The organism is Bradyrhizobium erythrophlei (assembly GCF_900142985.1).
GTDB classification, from domain to species: domain Bacteria; phylum Pseudomonadota; class Alphaproteobacteria; order Rhizobiales; family Xanthobacteraceae; genus Bradyrhizobium; species Bradyrhizobium erythrophlei_B.
Genome location: NZ_LT670849.1, coordinates 3,640,318 through 3,666,082, shown reverse-complemented (window position 1 = coordinate 3,666,082; position 25,765 = coordinate 3,640,318). Strand labels below are relative to the sequence as shown.

Genomic DNA, 25,765 nt, shown 5'->3' with positions numbered 1-25,765 from the left:
ATGCTTTTCTGCGAACGTTGGCGCCCGCACGCCTCTTGTGAGAGAAGAATACTATCGCTCCTCCGGTGAACGGGCGATCTTTGCTCAGCCAAGACTTTTCATCCTGTGTACCCATCGTATGGTGACCGGTGCAGCGGAGAGTGTGTGGCGCTCAAAGCTGTGTAAACGCTAAGGATTGGCTGAGCGCGGACGCAGGGAGGGACTCAAACCCACGATTTTCAATCATTCCACTTCGAAGAAGACGAAAAGCTGCTGAGTAAGCGGTCGCCTGCCTCCTCCAAAGATTTCGAGCCTGAGTCGGGTTCGACTCCGGTCGGCCGATTGTGGAGACAAAAAACCGCGTGGACCGTGCCTGCTGCCGAGGAGCCCGCAGCTTTATTTTTGCAAGTGAATACCGCGCGCCATCCTGCTGGTATTTGTGCTGGTATCGGCAGCAATCGACGATAAAAGTGGTTTCAAATTCAAATGGTTATGGCTCTAGGCAACTATCGGCCAGGGGCACCATCCTTCGCTCGCTTTGCGAGCTACGGCCAGGCGGGCCACCGATCTCCGCCGTTCGGGTACTCGCCTCCGCACACACTGAAGGAATCTTAACGAATTCTGCCTACCACAAAAGAGCATCCGACTTTTGTCAGGGCTCTTCATGTCCGCAACCTCCATCGACCGGAAAAGCGACGCCGAAATGTTCGATCTGGCGCCGGTTTCGCTCTGGCTCGAGGACTATAGTGAAGTTCAGGCGCTGTTCCAGGAATGGCGCGCGGAGAACGTCACCGACATCAAGGCGTTCTTAACCGCAAATCCGGATCGGGTCCGGCGCTGCTCCGAGCGCATCCGCGTGCTGAAGGTCAATCCCAAGACCCTGTCGCTGTACGGCGCACGCGACCTCGATCATCTGATGGCCAACCTCGGCCAGGTGCTGCGCGACGACACGTTCAAGAGCCATGTCGAGGAGCTCGCCCAGCTCTGGTACGGGCAGACCAGCTTCGCAAGCAACACGGTCAACTACACGCTGACCGGCAAGCGTCTCGATATCCAGCTCTCGGGCCGTATCCTTCCCGGCCACGAACGAAGCTGGGACCGCGTCATGGTGGCCATCGAGGACGTGAGCGAACGGGAAAACGCCCGGCGTGACCTCGTCGACAGCCAGAACTACGCCTTCGGCCTGTTCGCCCACTCGCCCGTATCGCTGTGGGTGGAAGACTTCAGCGGCGTGAAACGCCTGATGGACGACGTACGCAACCGCGGCGTCGAGGACTTGCGCGTCTTCACGGACGTGCATCAGGAATTCGTCGCGCGCTGCATGAGCGAAATCCACGTCATCGACGTCAACAGCCGCACGCTGGAGCTGTTCGGCGCACCCGACAAGAAGACGCTGCTGCACAACCTTCCGCGGGTCTTCCGCGACGAAATGGAGCCGCCTTTCCGCGAGCAGCTGATCGATCTGTGGGCGGGCAAGCTGTTCCAGCAGCGTGAAGTCGTGAACTACGCGCTCGACGGCACCAAGCTGCATCTGCTGCTGCAATTCTCGATCCTGCCGAGCCACGAACGCGACTGGGCGCGGGTGCAGGTCGCGCTCACCGACATCACCGCCCGCAAGAAAGCCGAGACCTACCTCGAATATCTCGGCACCCATGACGTGCTGACGCGCACGCTGAACCGCTCGTTTTATGTCGACGAACTCAATCGGCTGGAGCGGAAGGGACCGTTGCCGGTCACGATCATCATCGTCGACCTCAACGGACTGAAGGCGGTGAACGACGAACTCGGCCATGCGGCCGGAGACGGGCTCTTACGCCGGACGGGCGAAGTGTTCGACTCGCTGATCGAAAAGCCGGCTTCGGTCTCGCGCATCGGCGGGGATGAATTCGCCGTGTTGCTGCCCGGCACCGATGCCGTGGTCGGCGATGCGGTTCTGAACACGCTGAAGGAGCTGATCGAGATCAACAATCAGTATTATCCGGAAACGCCGCTCAGCATCTCGGCCGGTATCGCCACCAGCGAGCCGGGCGACCGGCTCGAACAAGTCGTCAAACGCGCGGACATGAAGATGCTGCGCGCCAAGCGCCAGCATTATATCGAGACCAACCGGAACCGCCGCAAGACCAGCGTCGCGTGAGCTGCACGCCGCGGTGGGCCAAGCCATTTTCTGATTCAATTGTCAACAGCCAGCCGTCCGGGCCTCATGGTTCGAGACGTGCCAAATGGCGCTCCTCACCATGAGGATTTAAACCGCGTACTCCGCCCTCATCCTGAGGAGCCCGCTGCCGGCGGGCGTCTCGAAGGATGGGCCGCACCCGGAACCAAACGAACGCAGCCTCACGCCTCCTGGTCGAGCGCGAGACGGATCATCCGCGCGAGATCGGAACGCCGATAGGGCTTTGGCAGCAGCAACACGCCGGGGTCGAGCCGGCCGTGATGGAAGATCGCATCCTCTGTGTAGCCCGCCGAAAACAGCACCCGCATCTTCGGATGCAACGCGCGCACGACATCGGCCAATTGCCGCCCGTTCATGCCGCCCGGCATGATCACATCGGTGAACAGCAGATCGAAGGCGATGCCTTTTCTGATTTCGACCAGCGCCTCCGGCCCGTTGGCGGTCAGAATCGTCCGGTATCCCAACAGGGTGAGCTGGGCACTGGCATATTGGCGCACCAGCGGATCATCCTCGACGACCAGAATGGTCTCGCCGCCGCCGCCGACTTCGCCCGAGGCCACCGGCTCCCGCGCCTGCACGGTCTCGGTCGCGCGCGGCAGATAGAGCTTGATCGACGTGCCGTGGCCTTCTTCCGAGTAGATCTTGACGTGGCCGTTGGACTGCTTGACGAAGCCGTAGACCATGGAAAGGCCGAGCCCCGTCCCCTTGCCGGTCTGCTTGGTGGTGAAGAACGGCTCGAACACCTTGTCGCGGATCGCTTCGGGAATGCCGCTGCCGGTGTCGCTGACCGCGACCATCGCATAATGGCCCGGCCGCACCTCGGCATTCAGCGCCGCATAGGCCTCGTCGAGAAAGACGTTGCCGGTTTCCAGCGTGAGCTTGCCACCCTCCCCCATCGCGTCACGCGCGTTGAAGGCGAGGTTGAGAAGCGCGGTGGTCAGATGGCTGGGATCGACCAGCGCCGACCAGCTGTCGTCTTCGAGCGCGAGCTGAATCTCGACCTGCTCGCCCAATGACGGCCGGAGCAGCTTGGCGATGTCTTCGACCAATTCATTGAGATTGGTCTCGCGCGGCTGCAGCGGCTGCTGGCGGGAAAATGCAAGCAGTTGCTTCGTCACCTCCGCTCCGCGCTGCGCCGCGTCGGAAATCATGCGCACGGAGGCGATGCGCGCCGGGTCGTCGGCCAGATCTTCGCTCAACACCTCCGCCATGCCGATGATGACGGTGAGAATATTGTTGAAGTCGTGCGCGACGCCGCCGGTGAGATGCCCGACGGCTTCCATCTTCTGGGTCTGGCGCAGCCGCTGCTCGTCTTCGAGCTGCTTTTTGGCATCATCGACCTCGCGCGCCCGCAGGAAGACTTCGGCCTCCATCTGCCGCGTGCGGCCGCGCAATTCCTCCGCAAGCTTGTCCTGCTCGACGCCCTGCTGTTTCAGGCGAATGAATTCGGTGACGTCCTCGACCCGATGGATGATGTAGGCGATGCGCCCGTCGGGGCCGAACACCGGCGAGTTGCGCGGGCTCCAGTGCCGCACTTCGAAGCCGCCGCCCTCCGACTCCGGCTTGCGGATGTCGTATTTCTGCACCGGCATGGCGTCCGGGCGGCGGAGTTGCAACACGCGCTGAAGCGAGGCGTTGAGGTTGCGCACGCCATCGGAAGCCGGGTCATCGGGATTGTCGGGAAAGACCTCGAACAGCGGGCGCCCGAGAATCTCCGAACGTTTCGTCATGGTCGCCTGCAAATAGGCCTCGCTGACGGCGACGATGCGCAAGTCTGGCGTCAGGACCAGGTAGAGACCGGGAGCGCCTTCGAACAGCGCTTTGAAGTCAGGAGCCTCTTTGAAGTTAAGACCCTCGGGGGCCAGAGTCATGTCGAGGTGGCCATCTGCAAAATCGTCGGCTGCAAAGGTCAGTCTATACAGCCGTGCGGTGTTGTGTAGACAAAATCGTGCACCCCCGCGGCCTTTGTTGCCCGGGCTTTTGCCAAATCTTGTCCCTCGAAAAACAGAGGGCGCAGGAAAAGCCGGATGCTCAAGCGCACCCGCAGCCTTGTGTGCGATGTAAGAAAGCACACAAGTTAGTCACCACAGGTTCGCCAGAACGATCCGGCCTTTCCTGCACGATGGTTTTAACGGCTTCTTTCGTGCTCTCTCTGGTGATCGGCTTTCTTGCCACCATCCCGGCGTGATGCGAAGCATCATCGCCAGTTGATGCCAGCATCGAGGCATCAAGACCACACGACTTCGCCGTCCGCATCGATGCCGCTCGTCCGGCGGCGTCAACGCGCCCATCGCATCCTTTAGGCCCAACGTTCGTGACGATCGCGAAACGCCCCTTGTGTCCAGGAAATCTGGCAGAATGTGCGAACGGGCGGTTCTGACCAACCGCCCGTTGCTGGAGCTGAGCCCGTAGCGCCCCAAAAGCGACAAAGCTTGTTCAAGAGCGAGGGACAGTTCCGGTGTCTTCCTCAACCCGAACAGTTGCAAGGGCTTCGAGCCCGTACCGAGCAAGGAAGGGAGTGGATGATGGCACAAAGCGGTTTGGTTGTCGCCGGTATCGACGTGGCCAAGGACAAAGTAGATGTCTGCCTTCGCAAGTTCGCATTGCGTCAGGTGTTCCCGAACACCGCGCCAGGGCACAGCAAGCTGGTGGCCTGGCTTCGCAAGCACCAAGTGAACAAGGCCGTTATGGAGGCCAGTGGCGGCTACGAACGCGATTGGGCCAAAGTGCTGCGCCAAGCCGGCATCGAGGTGCGGATCGTTGATCCCAGGCGGGTCCGCAGCTTCGCGCTGTCGGCCGGACGCCTAGCGAAGAACGATCCGATCGACGCGGGGATGATCGCCTGGTTCGCAGAGACATTTGACGAGATACCTGGCCAGATCCACGATGCCGCACGCGAGGAGCTGGCAGCGCTGGTGAAGGCACGCAAAAACCTGATTGATGTTAAGACCCGATTGCAAAGCCAGAACGAACACGCCGGACCGAGACCGGTGCAGAAGGCCCATTCCCACGTGTTGAAGAGTCTGGCTGCCGAAATTGCCAAGCTCGAGACTGCGATCTCCGCCAAGGTCAAGGCGACACCGGGCTTTGCTGAGCGCGCCGAGATCATCGAGAGTGTGCCGGGCCTCGCCGAAACGACATCCGCGATCCTCATCGCGGGGATGCCGGAGCTCGGGATGGTGGGTGAGGAGATCGCCGCGGCCTTGATAGGCCTCGCACCTTATGATGACGATAGTGGCAAACGGCGCGGCGAGCGACACATCAAGGGCGGCCGCCGTTGGGTCAGAAACGCCGTCTACATGCCTTGCCTCAGCGCAGCCACGCAGCACAACCCGGTGCTCAAGGCCTTCTATCAACGCCTGATCGCCAAGGGAAAGGAGCCGAAGGTGGCCCTCGTCGCCTGCATGCGAAAGCTGATCGTCATCCTCAACGTCATGATCGCTCGTCGCCAGAAATGGGATGCCGCGCGCTACACATCGGCCTGATCCAGCGAACTTTATCGCCCTTGGTCCCCGTTTACTTCGGCACAGTTGCTCTTGATCGGGCAAGGACGCGCGGGCTTCTAAAGGTGATTTGCCCGACGGGGCAAGGGGAGATTTTCCGGGTCGTCCCGGTCGACTGCTTCGCCACCGAAAGCCGAAATCGAATCGGGCATGGTCGACGTCTGCCAAGGGCCAATTGCGGACCTTGGCCTGTCACCGGAAAGCAGACCTTCAGATAGGGCGCGTCGCGACGGCCCCGCTTCAGCTCTGAAGTCGTAGCGTACGCGAGCGTCGTCAGTGCGTTTTCGCGCGCTCGCCGCTACCTTTCAGATGCGCCTCTCCCAGTTCGCGGGAGAGCTCCTCGGTAAGGCTAAACGAAACCGTAAATCCGTCCGGCGTGCCGATCGTCAGAATGCGGAAGTTGTCGGGTGCCGCCTCGATCTGAAATTCCCGCAGCGGATACGTAATGCGCATCCTCGGATCGTGATTTGCGCGTCTCACGGCGCTCGATGCCATCTTTGGCAAGGTCATCAGCAACGCCGACAGTATTTCGACCGTAAGGATGATGTCGACCGTCCGGCCTGCCTGATCTTCGGCCACAAGTTTCACGGCCGTACCATCGATCGCGGTCTCGAAATTCACCAATCTGCGAATATCGATCTGGTCCGCCATAGAGCCCCGCTCGTGCTTCGGGCCGAGTAGAACGGTCCAGGCGAACAACGGCACTCCGTTTCTTGTTTTCAAATTTTGAACGATACAGTGATTTGGAAGCAAGAACCGGAGTGCGCGCGTTGCCCGGTTCGACCTAGACCATTCCCATCGTCATTTTTAATGTGAGGAGGATGAGATGGCGTGGTCAGAGGCACTGTTGCGTGGCACAAGGACTCCGATCATCCTGAGCGCGGTGTGCTTGCTCTCGATCGAGGGCGCTAACATGAAAAGCGCGGAAGCTGAGCTTTCTCCGTGCAACTCGGTCGCGCCGACGACGCGCGATGTTGTCGTCTACGTCTCGGACATGAGGCGGTCCGTAAACTGGTACCGTGACAATGTCGGGCTTTCGGAAGTCTTTATCCTTAGGTCGATCGAACGCGATTCCCGAGCCGTCGTGATGGAGAAGGACAGCAACGGCGTGACGTTGGTCTCGGGCAAGGAAAAACAGCCCGTGCTTGACCCGCAACGCGTGTGTTTTCCGCAAAAAGGTGCGCACGATCCAACGCGCGGTTCGTCGCCAATCTATCTTATCGATCCGGACGGAACACAAGTTGAGCTTCCGATTTCTCAATAACTCGCATCATTCTGAAGCGTCTTGCGGAGTGCGCTGCTCGTTGTCGACGGCGTGTAGGAGAAGTAGGCTATCTCCACCCCGAGAGCAGCAAAGTCCCGTTCGAGCTCCAGACCCTTCTTGGTACCCTGCCAGTCATTGCCCTTGAACAGGACGTTGAACCGCAATTCTTTCCAGATCTCGACCTTATCGTTCGTCGTCGCAGCGTAGGCGGCATCGACGAAGCTGATGTTACGGACGATCTCGAGCCTCTCGGCGAGTGGGATTACTGGCTGGATGCCCTTGTGCTTGATCAACACGTCATCCGCCGCAACGCCGGCGATCAGATAATCACATCGTTCTTTCGCACGGCGCAGTAGATTCAGATGGCCGATATGGAAGAGGTCGTAGGCGCCGGGGGCGTAACCGATGCGGATCATGGCTGTCGTTCCGATTATCTTAGTGGATTTCACTTTGAAGAAACTACTGCTGTATCGAAATCGCTACGCTCCGGTTCGTGTTTCGAAATCAACAAATGTCGAAAGAAGATTTTTCGCTCTGCTCTTCCGCCCGAAATGACGAAGGCCCGCACTTGACATTGCGCGGGCCCAGTCTCTTGCCGAAGAGTGCCGATAAATCACAGGTCGGCGTCGTGCGAGTTCGCTTAGGCGGCCTTGATGAGGCCGAGTTGCGTTAGTGCGGTGACGCCATCGTCGAGACCGATTTCCTGCACGATCTTTCCGCCGATCACTTTCAGCACGGTCGTGCCGGTGAAGTGCATCTTACGACCCGTCGCAGCGGGGAGACCGCCGATCAGAAAATCTTTGAAGGCCGGACCCGTGTGGGTGCCTCCACCCTCCCACTGACCGACGACGTAATCGCCTTCTGCAATCAAATCAGCCGTACCCCAGAAATTAAGATCGGGAAACGCGGCCCGGAAGTCGGTCATGAACGCCTTGATGTCTTGACGGCCGCGACGCGGTTCGTGCAGCGAATACTTGAGCAGCATGTCGGGCGCGGCGATATCGTCGATGACCGCCAAATTGACATCCTTGCCCCAGAATTCGGTAAACCAACGAACGACGACTGCCTTGTTGTCTTCTTCCTTGCTCATAGAAAAGGTCCTTTCATCACCTCGGAATCACCAAATCATTCGATGACCTGAGATCAGACGTATTCCGCTCTCCTCACCGCCAAACTCCGATTCTTGCCTTCAAACTAGAAAGGCCTCTCGCGGGCTGCGCCATCGATTGGGCGGGCTCATGACTTCGTGAGAACTCTGACCAATTCTTCAATTCAGACGATCGCGGGCCGTCGGTCGTCCATACCGTTGCATTTGCTCAGTCAGCCGAGGCGCGTCCCTGACGAAAGCGGCCGTCCGAGACTCGCTCCAAGTACGGATTTGCGTGACCATCGCTCTGACGCCGAATAAGAGTGGATCATCGCCTTTCCAATTCGCGCGGTCGATCATTTCCCTCGGCACGGACATTGGGCCGTCGAAAGGCCCGTCCGCGTCACTGAGCAGGATAACCAACCGATGCTCGGTTTCGAACGCGGCGATCGAGAAGCAATATCCCTCATGAACGATGGCCGCTGCCGGTTGTGACCAGTCGATCTTCGACGCCGCGTTCAGTTCCGCGGGCGTCCAATCAAAGTCGCTCGCCGCCCTTGGGATCTCCAGAAACTTCAGGAAGCGCGGTTCGTCGAGTGCTTTGACGGCTTTTTGGAGTTCGGCCATGCCTGCGTCGATCCGTCGACGCTTGTTGCCGCTCCCAGGCTCCTGCTTAGCGCCCGAAATCAGAAGCGAAATGGGCAACAAGAGCCGACCGTACTGATCGGCGATATGGAGTTCGACATCGACGCCAGCAGGAACAGCAGTGACGCAGAATTCAACGCCAAGGTGGGTAAATTTCAAGGTTCGGTACTTTGGCCGCGTGGGGGCCATCTCTCTTCTCCGCAGCTGTCCCGACCCGACATCATATTGTGCGACACAGGCGCCAAGGCCGGTAGATCTCCTGCGGAAGAGAGGTCGGTTCATTCCGCTCTCGCAAATCTTCTCTCGTGAGCCGCCGCGCACCGCACTCCGATTCTTGCTTTCAAACTCTTGGACGCACGAGCGAGAATCTGGAACGCGCAATCTCACGCCGGCAATCGCGTGACGCTGCGGCTTGGCTGGCCGCTGCTGTGCGTGGCGGACGGCCTGGTGTCACTTTTGCCAAGGGGGCGCCCTACTTTTCGCCGGTCGCACGGCAGGCTTTTTATGCTCGGAACTGTGTCGGAAATTTTCTCAGTTTGAGAGCAAGCATCGGAGTTCGAACCAAAAGGCTTCCGACTACCTTGGGTCATGAGGACTGATAAAGGAGATATTCCATGGACCTCATGATGAAGAATGGCGTCACGCAGTCAAAGGCGCGTGCCGGGCCAACCGCTGAGATCCTGTTCTATGCTACGGGCGAATCCGATCTCGGCGAGATACTGGTTGCCCACAGCAGCAAGGGCGTTTGCGCGATCCTGATTGGTGATAGTGACAAGGAGCTGGTAACTGATCTCTTGGTGCGTTTTCCAAAGGCAACGCTCGTGCGAAGCCAAGCCTTCCTTCGTGACGATCTTTCGAAGGTAGTCGTATTCGCGAACAAGCCTACCCAAAGGCTTGACCTCACGCTGGATATGCGAGGAACGCCGCTACAACGCCGCGTCTGGGAGGCGATCCGCAATCTCCCGGTCGGACGGACGGTCAGCTACATGCACTTGGCCCGCGTGATCAATTGTGTCTATCCGAACGCGGCCGCGCGGGTCGTGGCCAACGCTTGCGCTGCCAATCCGCTGGCTCTCGCAATTCCGTGTCACCGCGTTGTTCGCAGCGATGGCGGACTAGCGGGCTTCCGTTGGGGCCTCGAGCGCAAGCGCAAATTGATCGCGAAGGAAGCAACGTCGTGCGGTCCGGTACCCTAAGCCGACGGCTAATACTTACTGCGACCCGATTACGGACTGGACCCGACGGCGGCCAGACCTCCGGCAGCGGCCGACAGTGAATTCTGCTGCGCGCGAAGAGCCTCCGACAAATGGAGACGACGATGAAGCTAGTTAGTTCGGATGATGGGAAGATCGGCCTCCACGTGCTCTTGCCGACGGGACCGCACGCGATCGATATCGGGGCCAGTGTCGGCGTGTTCACCCCACACGACCCTTTGTCGAATGGTCTCTTGAATGGCTCCTTCAAGGACGGTGGCAATTGGTCGGAGATCGTCAAACACTGGACCCATCTGAAGTGGCCGCTCAAGAGACTCGCCAATATCGCCGCGATCTGCCCGGAGCATCCGTTGCTCGTTCTTCGGCCACTAACAGAACAGCAACGTCAGCCTAGGGTCGCTATCCTGGCTATCGAAATAACCGACACGGAGGATCTCACGGATATCGACCCGACGGGGCGCCGTGCCATGCAGCTGCAACTCATGTCGCGTTCTGATGACCGCACATCGGTTACGCCCGGCTCACCAGTAGTTGCGCAAGTCATTGATTTCCTGTTTCACAGGGATCATGACGCGCGGAAATGACGACCACTCTCGTTCCGCTTTACCGTGCAAGACTTAGCGCTTGCAGTAGCCGGCGCATCGAATGGATCCGTCTAGGTGGTTCGATCTCAGGTGCGCCGGAGCTCCTAGCTGATGTCTATTGTGGATCACTAGCGGGCGTCTCTACCAGCGCTGCTCTCTTCCACTTTGCCCCCAAAGCGAACACTGCGTTGCTCCCGCTCGTCTGGCGGCGACCACGCGAGGCTCAATGGTCAAGGAAGCCTAGGCGTTCAAATCGCAGGGACGGTACATTTTCGCAAGTTCGGCCCCGCGCAGAACGATCAGGTGCGGGGTCAATCCACCTTGCCGGCTTATCCAGCGCTGCACCCGCAACGGATACATCGAGTAAAGCACCTTGGTTGCAGCGCGGTTGGTAATCTCCTGACCCCCGCTTCCGAAATCGAAAGCCGCATGGAAAGCGAGAGCCGCGTTGGAAGTCACGCAAATCTTGTCGTGAGGAATCTTTCCGAGGACTATTGTACATGCCGAGGCGCACTGACCGTCAATCATGACCACCTGGTGGGAGCGTCGAAGGCCTTCATATTTATCGAGATAGGAACCTATCATTCCACCGCGGTCATCGGCGATCCTGACTGCTGCGCCGCCAGACTCAGCGCCGGCAAACAAAAGTACAAACGCGAGCAGTCCCGTAAGGAATTTCATGTTCCCATCCTGCGTTTACAGCGAAGTCGGCATTTGACTTCATGACCTATCGTTCCCAGCTCCGAATTATCTCGACGCAGGCGCTCCCTGCATATCCGGGCAACTACTGAGGTGACCGTGCACACAAAGAGGGCTAGCGGAGGTTCGATGGCGCGCAGAAGTTCACGAGGCGTTGGCGGCGCGGCTCTCCTTCATCGGGACTGCCGTACCCGTTTCTGGCCCGCGCGTGTCTCCGCCGGCTTCGCATCGGCTCTCGCGGCCGCACGCCTTGCAAAGATCTCCCGGCCCGACGCCTCCCCCGTCTTGCGCCACTGCGCTGGCGTAAGGCCCATGTGGCTCTTGAAAGCACGCTGGAAGGCCGCTTCCGACTGATAGCCGACCGCCTCGGCGACTGCGCCGGTTGAAAGCGATGAACGTGTCAGTTCGTTCGCTGCCATCGTCATCCTGATGTCGGTCAGTAGATCGCTGGCCGAACGGCCGAGCTTCTCCTGAAACTGACGGGCCAGCGTGGCGCGCGACATACCGGACAGTTCGGCGAGTTCAGGCAACGACCAGGCGCGCGCGGGCTCGTTGAACAAGGCAGCCACCGCCGGCGCAAGGCGCGGATGGCCGGCGAGGGCGAGAATGCCGTGCGGCGCGTCCTCGGTCTCACTGGCAAGCCGCAACGCCAGCGCGAACATTGCCGTCGACAACGCGTTCAGCATCGCGCGTCCGCCCAGGCGGTCGTCCGCCGATTCCCCTCGCATCACGGTGACAAGGCTGGCGAGCTGCGCCGCGGTTTCGTTTTCGCCGGCTGCTCCCGCATGCACGACCAGACGCGGCGGCAGAAAATTGCGCAGCAGACGATCGTGCGGCGGCGCAATCGCGAAATGTCCGCACAAGAGGTCGAGCCGATCGCCTGAACCAAGGTTCTCGCTGATCGTGAAGTTGAGCGCGGCGCGGTTGCTCGCCGGCATCGGCTTGGCGCCGCTACTGTCGTGCATCACGTGCCGCGGGTTGCCGGGAAGCAGCAAGATGTCGCCGGCCTTCAAGTGCAGGGGACGGCCTCCTGCCGGGTCGTCCAGTATCGCCGAGCCGGCCAGCACTGCGTGGTACGGGATTTCGTTGGTCTCGCCGGGCCCCTGCACGATGCGCCAGGGCGCGCCATAGGCGCAGCGCAAATCCAGCCGCCCGCGCACCGGCATCATCTCGAACAGCCGGCTAAGCCAATCCATGGGCGATTCTCCCGTGACGATCAAATGAGACGAATAAGCATATAATCGAGATTTATCGACATTCAAAGTCTCATACCGCGGCCATATCCTCACTCCGCAATCGTTCATCAACCCCAACAACGGAGTGCGAATATGTCCCGCCTTTCAGTTCCGAACCTCGAGTCCGATGCCGGTCCGTCCGGTCAAGTTTACGCGCAGATCAAGAAGGCGGTCGGCAACGTGCCAAACGCCTTTGCGGCGATCGCCGCTCACGGCCCTGCTGCGCTCAAGTCGGTGCTCGCCGCCGATGCGGTGCTCGCATCCGGTTCGCTCGACAAGCGCGACCGGGAAACCATCAAGCTGATCGTCAGCGGTGTCGCCGGCTGCGATTACTGCGTGGCTGCACACAGCCTGCTCGGCAAGCTCGCAGGATTGAAGCCCGACGAACTGAAGAACATTCGCGATGGCAACGCCACGGGCGATTCCAAGCGAGACGCACTGGCCCGCTTCGTCCGCAAGCTCGCGGCAACCAGCGGCACCGTCAGCGACGATGAGTTCGCAGCGATCAAGGCCGCCGGCTACAGCGACGCCCAGCTCGTCGAGATCAGCCTGGCTTTCGCGACTATCGTCTTCACCAACGTCTTCAACCGCATCAACGACACCGAGATCGACTTCCCGGCCGTCGCATGAAGCGACGGTGCGATCCGTCAGATCTCAAGCACGAAAGGATCACGACCATGACTACGCTTTCCACGACCGTTCATAACCCGCTCGTCCGCGCGCTGCACGGCACCGGCCTGTTGGCGGAGGACCTCGACTACCACGCCGTCCGGGCGTCGATGGTGATCATGTTCTTCTTCTTCGGTTATCAGAAGTGGTTTCCGTACGAGTTCGAAAGACTGGTCCCCTTCATCAGCAATGGGCCGCTGATCTGGTGGCTCTATCCGGTATTCGGCCATGCCGGCGCCAGCTATTTCCTGGGCGTCTCGGAGTGGACGTTCGGGTCCCTGCTGCTCGCGGGCTTTTGGGACAAGCGGATCGGTATTCTTGGCGCGCTCGGCTCGACCGGCACATTCATCGCAACGGTCACGATTATCCCGTTCATGCCCGAGGGCTGGGACGTTGCCGCGGGAGGTTTCCCCGCGATGACGGGTAACTTGCCTTTCCTGATGAAGGACGTCGTCCTGCTCGCGGTCTCGTTCTACCTGCTGCGGCAGGACGCGATTCGCCTGGTGCGTAGATAGACGGCGCCTTGCCGATGACGATGCGTCGCCGGTGAGCTTTCCGCTCGCCGGCGACGGCACGTTGGTTATTCAACAGTTCACCGCGCCGGGGCAATCCCGCCTTGGCGCTGTCGAGCCACGATCGTTCCCGCTGACGGCCGCAATCGCGCCCAACAGATTTCCCAATCGCTAACGTAAACTGCGCTCTGCAACTGGGGAAATTAGGTTGCAAAAAGGGGAGCGTCAGAATGCGCCAAGAGCAGCCATCGCTATCGCCTGCCCAACAGGCGGCGGATTTCAAGATCAATTTCCAGATGACGGACGCGGGCGCAAGGCACGCCTGCAGCGTTACGATCCAAGCCGCCAGCCAGGTCGACGCTGCCATCATTTTCCGGGAGAACTGGTCCACCATCGAGAAGCTCGCGCGTCTGAACCTCGCCGAAAAGGGTCGCAGTGAGATCAGGCTGGAGGCTGCATCGACAGGCTGAGCCCTTACCAAGGGATCGACCGCCCTTTTTTCGCCCCAAATACCCATGTTTCTTAAGGGGTTAGCGTGACGAGGGCGCAAGCTTATGTGGACCGCAGTCCGCCTCGCTATGGTGTGCGCTTTGGTTCTGGGCGGCGTGTTCGCGCTCCGAGCCAGGAGCAACTCGCCTGCCTCCCCGGCATCAGCAACCGATGCCGGCGCCTCCGATATCGTTGTCGTCAATCTGGCCAGCAAGAACGACAAGCTGACGATGACAGATGAAGACAAGAAGATCGTTCCGGTGGAAGCCATCCGGGTCGCTGCTCTGCAAGCCAATGCCAAAATGGAGAGCGAACCTGAGCGCGAAACCAGGCATCGACGGCATGCCTCGCACAGGCATTGGCACTACCGACGATCGAACAAAAGTCATCGGCGTTGAATGCGCTTCGAAAAGGCCAGAGGGGACCGACGCCTGCAAAGCATCGCCTCGTCTCAACGCTCATCTGCTACGGGACGTCTGCCACCCTTGCAACGCCGCTCCTTCAGATCCTCCGCTGACATCGACGACATCATTCCCTCGGTCGAGGGCGGGATGATGAACGCTTTCACACGCTGTTGGGCGCCCGGAAGACCCATCAAAGTGGACTGAACGGCGAACTCGATCTCCACGACGCGAGGGGCTTTCGAGATGTTCCTCGCCATTCGATAGAGACAAGCCCCGTCGCCGGCGAAACACAAAGCCGCCCACCCGCGGCTGATGGCAGCTTTGGGAAATTCATTCGTTTTCGGACAAACAAGCTCCACCTCGAACAAGGGATGATCGGGGCTGTAGAAAGCCGTCGCGAGCGCCAATCCCTCCTCGCCACCGACAATCGGAAGCGGGACGTCCATCTGGCTATGCCACAGACGCGTGAGTTCGAGCGCGGACAGCCGGTAGAAATTGCGGCCTTCATTGAGCGGATGGGTATTGCGATAAAACGCGAGAACGGGCGCCACGATCAAGGCGGCGACCAGCGCGATGCTTGCGACGATGACGATCAAATTGACCGTATGGAAGCGGTCGATCGGATAGCTCGTGGTGCAGACCAAGAGAATGACAAACAGGAAGAGGCCTTGTGAGGCCCAGACGCCCGGCATGTGGGTGCCGACGACGATTGCCGCGATCGCCGGAAACACGATCGTCCCGACGGTGACCCAGAACAACAGCAGCAGGCCCGGATCCATCTGTCGAAAATCGCGCGGAAGCATTTTCAGGCGCCGTCCTGCGATCGCGGCCCACATGCAAGCCGGCAGCACCAGGCTCAACGCCGCTTCAAGTACAAAAAGAACCGCCTCGTTGAGCGCGGCGAAAAATGTCTTTCCGCCGTGTTCCATGAGCGCATAGGTAAACGGCATCGCGCCGGTTGTCGCCAGCCAATGCAAATGCGGTCCCAACGCCACAAGACCGACGCCGGCGGAAATCCATGGAGCCGGCGATGCAAAATAAGCCCGGCGTTGAGGATGGCAGATCGCGGCAAACACAAAGCTGCCGATCAGAAAAACCGAATAGTATTTTCCCAGCATGGCAAGCGCGGCCGTTGCACCGGCGGCGACGGCCCATTTCACCTCGCGCGTTTCAAACGACCTCAGAAAACAATAGGTCGCGATGGGCCAGACCGGCAAAAGCACCGCGTTGGCGTTGAAACGTTGCGCGAAAAACTGATAGGTCGGCGGCAGCATGAGAAGCAGCAGCACGATGATTCTTTTGTCGCCCGTCACGAAACGCCGCGAAATCAGGTCGACGAACCACAATGCGAGCGTCGAGTTGACGAGCGCCAGCAGTTGAAACGACCAGTCGGTCAGGGGAAAGACCGACGTCCACGCATGCGCGATCCATCCCATCAGCGGCGGGTGTTTGGCGCTGCCCCATTCGAAGCTGCGCCCGAATGTCCAGGCCTCCAGCACATCAGAATGCAGATCGCCGACAAGGTAGGCGATCACCAGAAAGGCCATCCAGACAGCGACAAATCCGGCCAGCAGAAGCGGAATGGCCCAGCCCGCTTCGATCCCGTCGAGCAGACGTAGAAACGGCTGCCGCCACCGCACCGGACGGACTTCCGAGCGGGCAGCCGCATTCGGGAATGTCAAATCGGGGAGGAAAACCCTCATCGCGGGCGGGGAAAACCAGTTAAAACCAACTTGTCACGCAACAAGCTGACCTGTGGCACGCCCGGGCAGGCTTGGAAATCGGCCTAGTTGTCGCAGCGCCGTTGGGGGATGAACGTCGGATTGCCGCGCGGTGCGCGCGCGCCGTTGCCATGTCAGAACGTGCGCCCAGCCATGCCCACGGGAGGCTGTTAGGGGCATTTTTATCAATTCCGATTAACGCTTCGGGAACCCGCCTGAACCCCGAAAAAATAGGTGCTCCATGCACGCAAGCCTGAAGATTTCCACCAAGCTGCTGATGATGGTGCTGCTTGCGGTTGCCGGTGTGGCAGTCATCGCGGCGGTCGGACTCTCGGCGCTGCGGCAAAATCTGCTGGAGGACCGCGAGGCGAAGCTCCGTGACGTCGTGATGCTCGCCAGGCAAAACATCGACCTCGACTATCAGAACTCGAAGGCAACCGGCCTTTCGGATGCCCAGGCGCTCGAACGGGGAAAAACCGTTCTCAAGACCTTGCGCTTCGGTAACGACGACTATTTCTACGCCTTCAACTCCGAGGGCCTGGTTCTGTCCCACCCGAATCCCAAGGTCGAGAACAAGAACCTGTATAACGCGCCCGACTCGAATGGCGTTTACTTCACGCGGGACCAGATCAACATCGCGGCCAAAGGCGGCGGTTTCGTCAGCTATCGCTTTCCGCGCGCGGGCGGCACGGAACCACTCCCAAAAGTTTCCTACGCGGTCGAGTTCAAGCCGTACGGCTGGACCATCGGAGGCGGCATCTATCTTGACGACGTCGACGCCATCTTCTGGCAACAGGTCTGGCGCATCGGCATGCTGCTCGCCATCGTTCTTGTGATGGTGGTCGGCACGTCCGTGCTTCTGGGGCGCAGCATCGTTCTGCCGATCAAGGGAATGACGAGCGCCATGCGCAAGATCGCCGCGGGCGATATGGCCACCGTCATCCCTGCTCAGGATCGCCGTGACGAGGTCGGAGCCATGGCGCAATCCGTCCAGGTCTTCAAGGACAGCATGATCGAAGCCGTCCGTTTGCGTGGCGAACAGGATGAACTGAAGAAGAAGGCCGAGACCGAGAAACGCAACCTTCTCGGCTCCATGGCCGACGACTTCGAGGCAAGCATCCGCGGCTCGCTCGATACGCTTTCAGGCGCTGCGGCTGAACTGCGCGGGACATCGAACGAGATGTCCGCTTCCGCGGACGAAGCCAATCATCAGGCGACATCCGTCGCGGCGACGGCCGAACAGGCGTCGGCCAATGTGCAAACCGTCGCTGCGGCGACCGAAGAACTCGCCTCATCCGTCGCCGAGATCGGACGTCAGGTTGCTCAATCGACCAAGGTCGCCAGCCAGGCCGTCGAGGAAGCCAATCGCACCAACACCACCGTTCAAGGGTTGTCCGCCGCCGCGCAGAGGATCGGGGATGTCGTCAGGCTGATCAACGATATTGCGAGTCAAACCAACCTGCTGGCCTTGAACGCAACCATCGAGGCCGCGCGTGCCGGCGAAGCCGGCAAGGGCTTTGCCGTCGTCGCCAACGAAGTGAAGTCTTTGGCGAGCCAAACAGCCAAGGCGACCGATGAAATCTCGTCCCAGGTAGCTGCGATGCAAGGCGCGACCACGGAAGCCGTCCAGGCCATCGAGAATATCGGCGGGACCATCGGCGCGATCAACCAGATCACGACGGCGATTGCGTCCTCCGTCGAACAACAGGGCGCCGCGACCCAGGAAATCGCCCGCAACATCCAGGAAGCCGCCCAGGGAACCGAGAAGGTTACTCAGAATATCGGCGGCGCATCCAAGGCTGCGGCCCACACCGGCGCGGCGGCCAACCGGGTTTTGACTTCCGCCGAGGAACTCAATGAGCAGGCAGCTCATCTGAGATCCAAGATCGATCGCTTCGTCGCCGGAATCCGGGCGGCCTGATCGGCCTCTGGCCGCAACTTTTTAGGCGCTTCGTTCGGAAATCGATGCCCAGTAGTTCGGGTTTTTCGGCATCTGGATGCGCACCCATCGATAGGGCGTGCGGGACCACGGCATGATCTGGTCGGTCAGATTGTCGAGCACCAGATCGCCGCTGTCGGTGCGGACAACCGTGACAAGGTGATGCTCGCCCGAGACGGTCACGACCTCGCTCAACAGAACGGTGCGGGCGGGCCAGCCTCTCGCGATCAACTCGTGACGCTTGGTGACAGCATAATCGTTGCAATCGCCGCGATCCGGGCCCAGCAACCATTTTTCACCGGCGAGGCCGTCTTCATTTCGTTCTGGATGGATCGACGAATTGACGGTGCGATTGACGTCCTCGAGCTCCGCCCAGCGCGTGATGTTCAACTCAATCCGGTCGCCGGCGAACACCAACCGCTGCGGTTTGCACTCGGCCGGGTATTCCAGGCAGAAGCGCGTAAATGCCATCGGAGCCAGGGTCGGCACGTCAAGCCTGATGAACTGGAGGCCTTGCGGCGGTCCATCGGGGACGTTCGCGAGAGCCGCGGCCGCGCCATGCCGGAGGTCGTTCCGCGGCAGCGGTTGCACGCTCGCGAGACGGGAGGCAAGACTGATCTGGACGCCTCGATCGGCGACGCTCGCAAGGCCGGCGATCGCGTCATTCCAGAGGTCGTTCCACAGCGGCGGTTGCGCGCTGGAGAGACGGGATTCCACGGTGTGGTGATCGCTAACCTTGAAAGCGACCGAGAGAACCGTCAGGGAGGACGCTAATGACACGGCCGCACACACGACAAAGCCGGTGATGACGAGGGGAGAAATCACCAGGACCGTGAGGCTTCGCTGAAGCGCGGCGGAAATTCGTAACCTGACCATTCGAAAATCCCGTGCTGCGGATTCTCGCCCCAGGATTCTAAGATTGGCTTAAGCAGATCGCTTCCAACTGTTTTCTCACCGCAGCGCTGACCCATGGCGCTTTGATGTCCGCGTTGGCCAAATGGCTTCAACGCCACGCCCGGGGAAGAGATTCGAGAGCTCTTTCGACTGCTTAATTTCTAGGCAAGGCAGTGGCCCCTTCACGGGCCTTCGGGTCCAACCACCCCTCCAAGACCCCGCTGCTCAACTCTCCCGCATACAATTCGCCAAATCTGCTGCTAATTTAATCACTTCCAAATCGGGGGTCGCATCCGGCCTCCAGCTTTTGACTAATGATTACAGATAGATGTGAGTCACAAAGCTCTGGCATGAAGCTTGCGACACGGGTTCAGGTCCCGCCGAACCGGCGCGGCCAACAGAGTTGGGAAGCGGGATTACCCGCCACGGGGAGTAGTCAATGGATTTCAGCAATATTTCACGACGGCGCCTGTTGCAGGGAAGCGCGGCGCTGACACTGGGCTCGGCGCTCGGTGCGCGCCCGGCCGCCGCCGCCGACACCACGATCGGCTTCATCTATGTCGGTTCGCGCGACGACTACGGCTACAACCAGGCGCACGCGGTGGCCGCCGCCGCGCTGAAGAAGATGCCCGGCATCAAGGTCATCGAAGAAGAGAAGGTGCCGGAGACGGACGCGGTCGAAAAGACCATGGAGTCGATGATCAATCTCGACGGCGCGAGCCTCGTGTTCCCGACCTCGTTCGGCTACTTCAGCCCGCACATGGTCAAGATGGCCAACAAGTATCCGAAAGTGCGCTTCGAGCACTGCGGCGGCCTCTGGACCGACAAGGACCCGAAGAACGCCGGCAGCTATTTCGGCTATATCGACGAAGCGCAGTACATCTCCGGCATCGTCGCCGGTTACACCTCCAAGAGCGGCAAGCTCGGCTTCGTCGCCGCCAAGCCGATCCCGCAGGTGTTGCGCAACATCAACGCGTTCACGCTCGGCGCCAAGCTCGCCAACCCGAAAGCGACCACCCAGGTGATCTTCACCGGCGACTGGTCGATGCCGGTCAAGGAAGCCGAAGCCACCAACAGCCTGATCGACCAGGGCGTTGACGTCCTGACCTGCCACGTCGACGGACCGAAGACGATGGCCGAAAACGCCGCGCGTCGCGGCGCCATGGTGTGCGGCTATCACGTCAACCTGTCGCCGCTCGCGCCCGAGGCCTATCTCACCGGCGCCGAGTGGAACTGGGAAGCGCTCTATCCGAAGTTCCTGAAGATGATGGCGAGCGCCGACGGCATTCCGAATTTCTACCGCGGCGGCTTGCAGGAAGAGATCGTCAAGGTCTCGCCCTACGGCCCCAAGGTGTCGGAGCAGGCGCGCAAGCATGCCGACGAGGTCAAGGCCACGTTCCTGGCGAAGGGTCTTTCGATCTTCAAGGGCCCGCTGCTCGACAACAAGGGCAAGACGGTCATCACCGCCGGCACCGAGCGCGGCCAGAAGGATCCTGAACTCGAGAAGATGGATTACCTGGTCGAGGGCGTGATCGGCGCAACTTCGTGACATCTGGAGTAACTTCGTGACATCTGAAGTTGCTGATCCGGCAGAGGCGGCCGTCGTAGCACCATCCGCCGACCCTGGGTTTCTCCAGCGCCACGGCACGTCCATCGAATACATCCTGATCCCGGGCGCGGCGCTTGCCGCCGCGCTCGTGGTCTTCGGCATCTTTGTCGCGCTGTTCGGCAAGAATCCGATCGACCTGTATTTCTATATGTACCAGGGCGCGTTCGGCACCTGGTTCTCATGGCAGAACACGCTGACCCGCGCCGCGCCCCTGATCCTGACCGCGCTGTGCGCGGCGCTGCCGGCGCAACTCGGCCTCGTCATCATCGGCGGCGAAGGTGCGCTCCTGATCGGCGCGCTGTCGGCGACGTCGATGGCGCTCGCTGTGCCGTTCGCCCCGCCGCTGGTCGTTCAAATAGCGATGGCGGCTGCCGGCATGGCCGGCGGCGGCCTGTGGATCCTGCTGTCGGGGGCGCTTCGGCAATATCGCGGCGTCAACGAAACCATATCGAGCCTGCTGCTGGTCTATATCGCGCTTGCCATCCTCAATCACCTGGTCGAGGGCGTGATGCGCGATCCCGCGAGCCTCAACAAGCCGTCGACGCACGAGATCGGCGCGGCCAACATGATCGGCACCATTCCCGGCACCGACGTGCATTGGGGCCTGGTGTTCGGCCTGATCGCGGCGGTGGCCTCCTACATCCTGATCTATCACACCACCTTCGGCTTCGCGGCGCGCGTCGCAGGCGGCAATATCCGCGCCGCCAAGATCGTCGGCCTCTCCGTCGGCAAATTGATCCTCACCGTCTGCTTCATAGCGGGCTCATGCGCCGGCCTTGCCGGGATGGTCGAGGTTGCCGCCGTCCAGGGCCGCACCAACGCCAACCTCGCCGCGGGTTACGGCTACACCGGAATCCTGGTCGCGTTCCTGTCGCGGCAGAATCCACTCGCGGTCATTCCGGTCGCGATCCTGCTTGGCGGTATCAATGCCTCCGGCGGCCTCTTGCAGCGCCGGCTCGGTCTGCCCGACGCGTCCGTGCTGGTGCTGCAGGGAATTATCTTCGTGTTCGTGCTGGCGAGCGACGCGCTCTACGGGCGGATCGGTTTTCTGAAAAGCAAATGACGTTAAGAGGCGGGCGACATGGCTGACGGATCGATCGGACTCTGGACCGTGCCACTCGCCGTGTTCGGCGGCGCCATCCGCGTCTCCACGCCGTTTTTGTTCGTGAGCCTTGGGGAATGCATCACCGAGCGAAGCGGCCGCATCAATCTCGGCCTCGAAGGCACGCTGGTGATGGGCGCGATGAGTGCCTACGGCATCTCTTACGTTTCAGGCTCGCCCTGGTTAGGGGTGCTCGCAGCCGGCGTCACCGGCGCACTGCTCGGCGCACTTCACGCGGGAATTTGCTCGCTGCCGCGCGTCAACGACATCGCGGTCGGCATTGCCCTCATGCTGTTCGGCACCGGCCTCGCCTTCTATCTCGGCAAGCCGCTGATCGAGCCGACGGCGCCAAGATTGCCGGCGATCGATTTCGGCTGGTGGACCGACATCCCGCAGCTCCGCTCGGCGCTGCGGATCAATGTCCTGTTCCTGTTGGGCCTGGTGCTCGCGCCGGTTCTTTACTGGGCGTTCCGCACCACGCGCTGGGGTCTCTTGATCCGCACCGCGGGCGAAAGTTCGGACGCCGCGCGCGCCATGGGCTACTCGGTGCTCGGGATCCGCCTGCGCGCAACCATGGTCGGCGGCTTTCTCGCCGGCATCGGCGGCTCGTTCCTGTCGTTGTTCTATCCCGGAAGCTGGAACGAAGGCCTGTCGTCGGGCCAGGGCATCACGGCGGTCGCACTCGTGATCTTCGCCCGCTGGGACCCGATGCTGTGCCTGTGGGCCTCGCTCGCTTTTGGCGGCGCCGCCGCGCTCGGACCGGCGCTGCAATCGGTCGGCGTCACCTCCGGCTATCACCTGTTCAACGCCGCGCCCTACATCCTGACGCTCGCGATCATGATCATCACCTGCTCGCCGAAGCGCACGCTGACCGGCGCGCCCGCCGAACTATCGATCACGAAGTAACGAGGCTAGTGCGGCGAATTTAAAGTTCCCATCAAAGTTGCCGCAAGTTCGTTTTGGGAACTTTAAATTCAAAAGCCGCACTAGAAGACCAAGAGTTGCTAGAGCTCCTCTGATTCCGAAGTTCGCATCAGAGGCCGCCACGATAGCTTGCGAACTTCGGAATCGGAGCTCTAGCCATGCCCGAACGTTATGCCAAGTCCGAGCCCTATGCCTGGCCCTATAACGGCGACCTTCGCCCCGAAAACACCGCGCTCATCATCATCGACATGCAGACCGACTTCTGCGGCGTCGGCGGCTATGTCGACAAGATGGGCTATGACCTGTCGCTGACCCGCGCGCCGATCGAGCCGATCAAGCGCCTGCTCACCGCGATGCGCGCCAAGGGCTATCACATCATCCACACCCGCGAGGGACACCGGCCCGATCTTGCGGATCTCCCCGCCAACAAGCGCTGGCGCTCGCGCCAGATCGGCGCCGGCATCGGCGACCCCGGCCCGTGCGGACGGATTCTGGTGCGCGGCGAACCCGGCTGGGACATCATCCCCGACCTCTATCCGATCGCCGGTGAGCCGATCATCGACAAGCCCGGCAAGGGATCGTTCTGCGCCACCGACCTCGAACTGATGCTGCGCGTGCGCGGCATCGACAACATCGTGCTGACCGGCATCACCACCGACGTCTGCGTCCACACCACGATGCGCGAAGCCAACGACCGTGGCTTCGAATGCGTGCTGGTGGAGGACTGCTGCGGCGCCACCGACAAGGACAACCACAACCACGCCATCAAGATGGTCAAGATGCAGGGCGGCGTGTTCGGCGCGGTGACCACCTCCGCCGACCTGATCGGAGCGATTTCATGATCATCGGCGAGATCCCGCCGCCGGCTGGCGCCTTCGGCATCGACGCCATCGCGATGACGATGCGCTTCGGCGACTTTGTCGCGCTCGACAATGTCGAACTGAAGGTTAAGTCCGGAACGCTGCACGCGCTGTTAGGGGAGAACGGCGCCGGCAAGAGCACGCTCGTCAAATGCATCATGGGTTATTACCACGCCACCGAAGGCCAGATCATGATCGGCGAGCGCGAACACGCGATCGCCAATCCGAAGAACGCGCATGCGCTGGGCCTGGGGATGGTCTACCAACACTTCACGCTGGTGCCGGCGATGACGGTCGCCGAGAACCTGGTGCTGGCGCGCGACGACGTGCCGGCCGTGGTCGACTGGGCCAAGGAGAAGAAGGAGCTGGAGGCGTTTCTTTCGCGGATGCCGTTCAAGGTACCGCTCAACGCCCGCGTCTCCGATATTTCGGCCGGCGAACGGCAGAAGTGCGAAATCCTCAAGCAGCTCTACCTGAAGCGGCGCTTCCTGATCCTGGACGAGCCGACCTCGGTGCTGACGCCGGGCGAAGCCGATGAAGTGCTCGGCATGCTGCGCGACATGGTCAAGGGCGGCGAACTGACCATCCTGATGATCACCCACAAATTCCGCGAGGTGATGGCGTTTGCCGATGAAGTCACCATCCTGCGCCGGGGCAAGCTCGCCGGCAAAGGTCTGGTCAAGGAGCTGACGCCGGACGCGATGGCGCGCGCGATGATCGGCGCCGAGCAACTGACGATCCAGCCGCCGCGCTCGGGGGAAGCCGGCGGCGTGCGGCTCGAACTCGACAAGATCTGCGCGCTCGACGATGCCGGCGCGGTTGCGGTGAATGACGTTTCGCTGTCGGTGCGCGGTGGCGAGATCGTCGGCATCGCCGGTGTGTCCGGCAACGGCCAGCGTCAGCTCGTCGAAGTTCTGGCCGGGCAGCGCGAGGCCGAAAGCGGCGAAATCCGCGTCGCGGGCGATGCCTATCATGCGAGCCGCGAGGAGATGCGGCGGCACAAGATGTCGCTATTGCCCGAAGAGCCGCTGAAAAACGCCTGCGTCGGCGGCATGAGCGTCGCCGACAACGTGGCGTTTCGCGAATTCGATCGCGCGCCCTTTGCAAAAGGCGGCTGGTGGCTCAACCGCGCGGCCTTCCGCAGCGACGCCGAACGCAAGATCGATCTCTACAAGATCAAGACCCGCGGCCCCGATATGCCGATCTCGGCGCTGTCGGGCGGCAACGTGCAGCGCGCGGTGCTGGCGCGCGAACTCGGCGGCGACGTCGAGGTGCTGATTGCCGCCAATCCCTGTTTCGGGCTCGATTTCGCCGCCGTCGCCCAGATCCATGCCGAGATCATGGCGGCGCGCAACCGCGGCGCGGCGGTGCTTCTGGTCTCAGAAGACCTCGACGAATTGCTCGAATTGTCGGATCGTCTGGTGGTGATGTTTCACGGCCAGTTCGTCTACGAGGCGCGCGCCAGCGAAGCCGACCTGACGGAAGTTGGCCGCCACATGGCGGGACACTGAACAACAATCTGATGGCGGAACGCCGATGACGGATGTCGAGCGCCTGACGCAGGCCGAACTGGACGAGCACTTTCTGCGGCATTCCTTCGATGTCGCGCGGCGATCGATGGACAACGGCAACCATCCCTTCGGCGCCATCCTGGTCGATCGCAATCGTAAAATCCTGATCGAGACCGAGAACGGCTATATGCCCGCCCATGACGGCACCGCGCATGCCGAGCGCCTGCTGGCGACGCAGGCCTGCCGCACGTTCAAGGCCGAGGACCTTGCCGACGCCACGATGTATTCGTCCGCCGAGCCCTGCGCGATGTGTTCAGGCGCGATCTACTGGGCCGGCATCGGCCGTCTCGTCTACGGCCTGAGCGAAGCGCGGTTGCGCGACATCACCGGCAATCACCCGGAAAATCCGACGCTCGACCTGCCCTGCCGCGCGGTGTTTGCGAGCGGGCAACGACCGACCGACGTGATCGGTCCGCTGCTCGAGGGCGAAGCCGCAGCGCTTCACGACGGGGTCTGGAAGAAATAGGCCGCATTCGCTTTACGAACGTCGTCCTCGCGACCCGTCTCCGCCAAGGCTTCGCCGGGGCTAGATCGGTGGGCCGCCGCAGCTTCAGCGAAGGCGGCACGCGAGGACCTATAACCACAGACCTTCATTCAAGCGAAGATTGTCGATCACCGAAACCCACGGTGAGATTCCGCGGTATGGGTCCCGGCGTTCGCCGGGACGACCGTGGAAAGTCTTGGC

25 protein-coding genes are annotated in these 25,765 nt (G+C 61.1%); 16 read left to right on the top strand and 9 right to left on the bottom strand.

The features are described from left to right. Positions 1-643: 643 nt before the first annotated feature. Positions 644-2,116, top strand: coding sequence for a sensor domain-containing diguanylate cyclase (locus BUA38_RS17040; protein WP_072819464.1), 1,473 nt, complete (start codon positions 644-646; stop codon positions 2,114-2,116). 200 nt (positions 2,117-2,316) lie between these two features. Here BUA38_RS17040 and BUA38_RS17035 read toward each other — a convergent pair whose 3' ends face one another. After that, positions 2,317-4,026 carry a PAS domain-containing sensor histidine kinase gene (locus tag BUA38_RS17035; RefSeq protein WP_083587609.1) on the bottom strand — a complete coding sequence of 570 codons (1,710 nt, stop codon included), beginning with the start codon at positions 4,024-4,026 and terminating at the stop codon, positions 2,317-2,319. A gap of 561 nt (positions 4,027-4,587) precedes the next feature. On the opposite strand from BUA38_RS17035, the gene BUA38_RS17030 reads away from it, so the two are divergent. Next, positions 4,588-5,640: an IS110 family transposase gene (locus tag BUA38_RS17030; RefSeq protein WP_244553128.1), complete on the top strand. Its 1,053-nt coding sequence runs from the start codon at positions 4,588-4,590 to the stop codon at positions 5,638-5,640. A 291-nt stretch (positions 5,641-5,931) separates the two neighbouring features. Here the strand turns inward: BUA38_RS17030 and BUA38_RS17025 are convergent, their stop codons facing one another. Further along, positions 5,932-6,309 (bottom strand): hypothetical protein, encoded by a 378-nt coding sequence (locus tag BUA38_RS17025; protein WP_156898549.1) that lies wholly within the window; start codon positions 6,307-6,309, stop codon positions 5,932-5,934. A 262-nt stretch (positions 6,310-6,571) separates the two neighbouring features. Here BUA38_RS17025 and BUA38_RS17020 point away from each other — a divergent pair, with 262 nt between their 5' ends. Continuing rightward, positions 6,572-6,922, top strand: coding sequence for a VOC family protein (locus BUA38_RS17020; protein ID WP_156898548.1), 351 nt, complete (start codon positions 6,572-6,574; stop codon positions 6,920-6,922). Here BUA38_RS17020 and BUA38_RS17015 read toward each other — a convergent pair. The 3 genes from BUA38_RS17015 to BUA38_RS17005 all read right to left on the bottom strand — a co-directional run bounded on the left by BUA38_RS17015 (position 6,916) and on the right by BUA38_RS17005 (position 8,843). Then, on the bottom strand, positions 6,916-7,338 hold the full coding sequence (locus BUA38_RS17015; protein ID WP_072819462.1) for an adenylyltransferase/cytidyltransferase family protein: 423 nt from the start codon (positions 7,336-7,338) through the stop codon (positions 6,916-6,918). The genes BUA38_RS17020 and BUA38_RS17015 overlap by 7 nt on opposite strands. A gap of 224 nt (positions 7,339-7,562) precedes the next feature. Next, positions 7,563-8,012 carry an ester cyclase gene (locus tag BUA38_RS17010; RefSeq protein WP_072819460.1) on the bottom strand — a complete coding sequence of 150 codons (450 nt, stop codon included), beginning with the start codon at positions 8,010-8,012 and terminating at the stop codon, positions 7,563-7,565. 177 nt (positions 8,013-8,189) lie between these two features. Further along, positions 8,190-8,843, bottom strand: coding sequence for a hypothetical protein (locus BUA38_RS17005; protein WP_156898547.1), 654 nt, complete (start codon positions 8,841-8,843; stop codon positions 8,190-8,192). Between the two features lie 425 nt (positions 8,844-9,268). Between BUA38_RS17005 and BUA38_RS17000 the strand changes: the two genes are divergently transcribed. Then, positions 9,269-9,850 (top strand): methylated-DNA--[protein]-cysteine S-methyltransferase, encoded by a 582-nt coding sequence (locus tag BUA38_RS17000; RefSeq protein ID WP_072819456.1) that lies wholly within the window; start codon positions 9,269-9,271, stop codon positions 9,848-9,850. 122 nt (positions 9,851-9,972) lie between these two features. Then, entirely contained in the window at positions 9,973-10,452 is a 480-nt protein-coding gene (locus BUA38_RS16995; protein ID WP_156898546.1) for a hypothetical protein, read from the top strand. Positions 10,453-10,692: 240 nt separating this feature from the next. Here BUA38_RS16995 and BUA38_RS16990 read toward each other — a convergent pair whose 3' ends face one another. Together BUA38_RS16990 and BUA38_RS16985 are read right to left on the bottom strand one after the other, a co-directional pair. Continuing rightward, positions 10,693-11,133, bottom strand: coding sequence for a hypothetical protein (locus BUA38_RS16990; protein ID WP_072819439.1), 441 nt, complete (start codon positions 11,131-11,133; stop codon positions 10,693-10,695). Positions 11,134-11,324: 191 nt separating this feature from the next. Further along, positions 11,325-12,347, bottom strand: coding sequence for an AraC family transcriptional regulator (locus BUA38_RS16985; protein WP_072819437.1), 1,023 nt, complete (start codon positions 12,345-12,347; stop codon positions 11,325-11,327). Positions 12,348-12,479: 132 nt separating this feature from the next. Here BUA38_RS16985 and BUA38_RS16980 point away from each other — a divergent pair, with 132 nt between their 5' ends. The 4 genes from BUA38_RS16980 to BUA38_RS16965 all read left to right on the top strand — a co-directional run bounded on the left by BUA38_RS16980 (position 12,480) and on the right by BUA38_RS16965 (position 14,454). Continuing rightward, entirely contained in the window at positions 12,480-13,016 is a 537-nt protein-coding gene (locus tag BUA38_RS16980) for a carboxymuconolactone decarboxylase family protein (protein ID WP_072819435.1), read from the top strand. A 47-nt stretch (positions 13,017-13,063) separates the two neighbouring features. Further along, positions 13,064-13,570: a YkgB family protein gene (locus tag BUA38_RS16975; protein WP_072826180.1), complete on the top strand. Its 507-nt coding sequence runs from the start codon at positions 13,064-13,066 to the stop codon at positions 13,568-13,570. Positions 13,571-13,797: 227 nt separating this feature from the next. After that, a complete protein-coding gene (locus tag BUA38_RS16970) occupies positions 13,798-14,037 on the top strand; it encodes a hypothetical protein (protein WP_072819433.1) in 240 nt (79 codons plus the stop codon). 120 nt (positions 14,038-14,157) lie between these two features. Further along, on the top strand, positions 14,158-14,454 hold the full coding sequence (locus tag BUA38_RS16965; RefSeq protein ID WP_156898545.1) for a hypothetical protein: 297 nt from the start codon (positions 14,158-14,160) through the stop codon (positions 14,452-14,454). 53 nt (positions 14,455-14,507) lie between these two features. Here BUA38_RS16965 and BUA38_RS16960 read toward each other — a convergent pair whose 3' ends face one another. Further along, positions 14,508-16,100 (bottom strand): glycosyltransferase family 39 protein, encoded by a 1,593-nt coding sequence (locus BUA38_RS16960; RefSeq protein ID WP_172806037.1) that lies wholly within the window; start codon positions 16,098-16,100, stop codon positions 14,508-14,510. A gap of 322 nt (positions 16,101-16,422) precedes the next feature. Here BUA38_RS16960 and BUA38_RS16955 point away from each other — a divergent pair, with 322 nt between their 5' ends. Continuing rightward, positions 16,423-18,102 carry a methyl-accepting chemotaxis protein gene (locus tag BUA38_RS16955; protein ID WP_072819429.1) on the top strand — a complete coding sequence of 560 codons (1,680 nt, stop codon included), beginning with the start codon at positions 16,423-16,425 and terminating at the stop codon, positions 18,100-18,102. 21 nt (positions 18,103-18,123) lie between these two features. Here the strand turns inward: BUA38_RS16955 and BUA38_RS38045 are convergent, their stop codons facing one another. Further along, positions 18,124-18,996, bottom strand: coding sequence for a transglutaminase-like cysteine peptidase (locus tag BUA38_RS38045; RefSeq protein ID WP_083587607.1), 873 nt, complete (start codon positions 18,994-18,996; stop codon positions 18,124-18,126). Positions 18,997-19,453: 457 nt separating this feature from the next. On the opposite strand from BUA38_RS38045, the gene BUA38_RS16945 reads away from it, so the two are divergent. The 6 genes from BUA38_RS16945 (at position 19,454) to BUA38_RS16920 (ending at position 25,546) form a co-directional block, all read left to right on the top strand. Next, the gene (locus tag BUA38_RS16945; RefSeq protein WP_072819427.1) at positions 19,454-20,563 is read left to right on the top strand and encodes a BMP family ABC transporter substrate-binding protein; all 1,110 of its coding nucleotides are present in this window, start codon (positions 19,454-19,456) and stop codon (positions 20,561-20,563) included. A gap of 16 nt (positions 20,564-20,579) precedes the next feature. Continuing rightward, entirely contained in the window at positions 20,580-21,686 is a 1,107-nt protein-coding gene (locus BUA38_RS16940) for an ABC transporter permease (RefSeq protein ID WP_072819426.1), read from the top strand. 18 nt (positions 21,687-21,704) lie between these two features. After that, positions 21,705-22,631, top strand: coding sequence for an ABC transporter permease (locus tag BUA38_RS16935; protein ID WP_072819424.1), 927 nt, complete (start codon positions 21,705-21,707; stop codon positions 22,629-22,631). Positions 22,632-22,807: 176 nt separating this feature from the next. Then, a complete protein-coding gene (locus BUA38_RS16930; RefSeq protein ID WP_072819422.1) occupies positions 22,808-23,491 on the top strand; it encodes a cysteine hydrolase family protein in 684 nt (227 codons plus the stop codon). Then, on the top strand, positions 23,488-25,020 hold the full coding sequence (locus BUA38_RS16925) for an ABC transporter ATP-binding protein (RefSeq protein WP_072819420.1): 1,533 nt from the start codon (positions 23,488-23,490) through the stop codon (positions 25,018-25,020). The genes BUA38_RS16930 and BUA38_RS16925 overlap by 4 nt, the downstream gene beginning before the upstream one ends. A 25-nt stretch (positions 25,021-25,045) precedes the next feature. Beyond that, a complete protein-coding gene (locus BUA38_RS16920; RefSeq protein WP_072819418.1) occupies positions 25,046-25,546 on the top strand; it encodes a nucleoside deaminase in 501 nt (166 codons plus the stop codon). Positions 25,547-25,765: the final 219 nt, after the last annotated feature.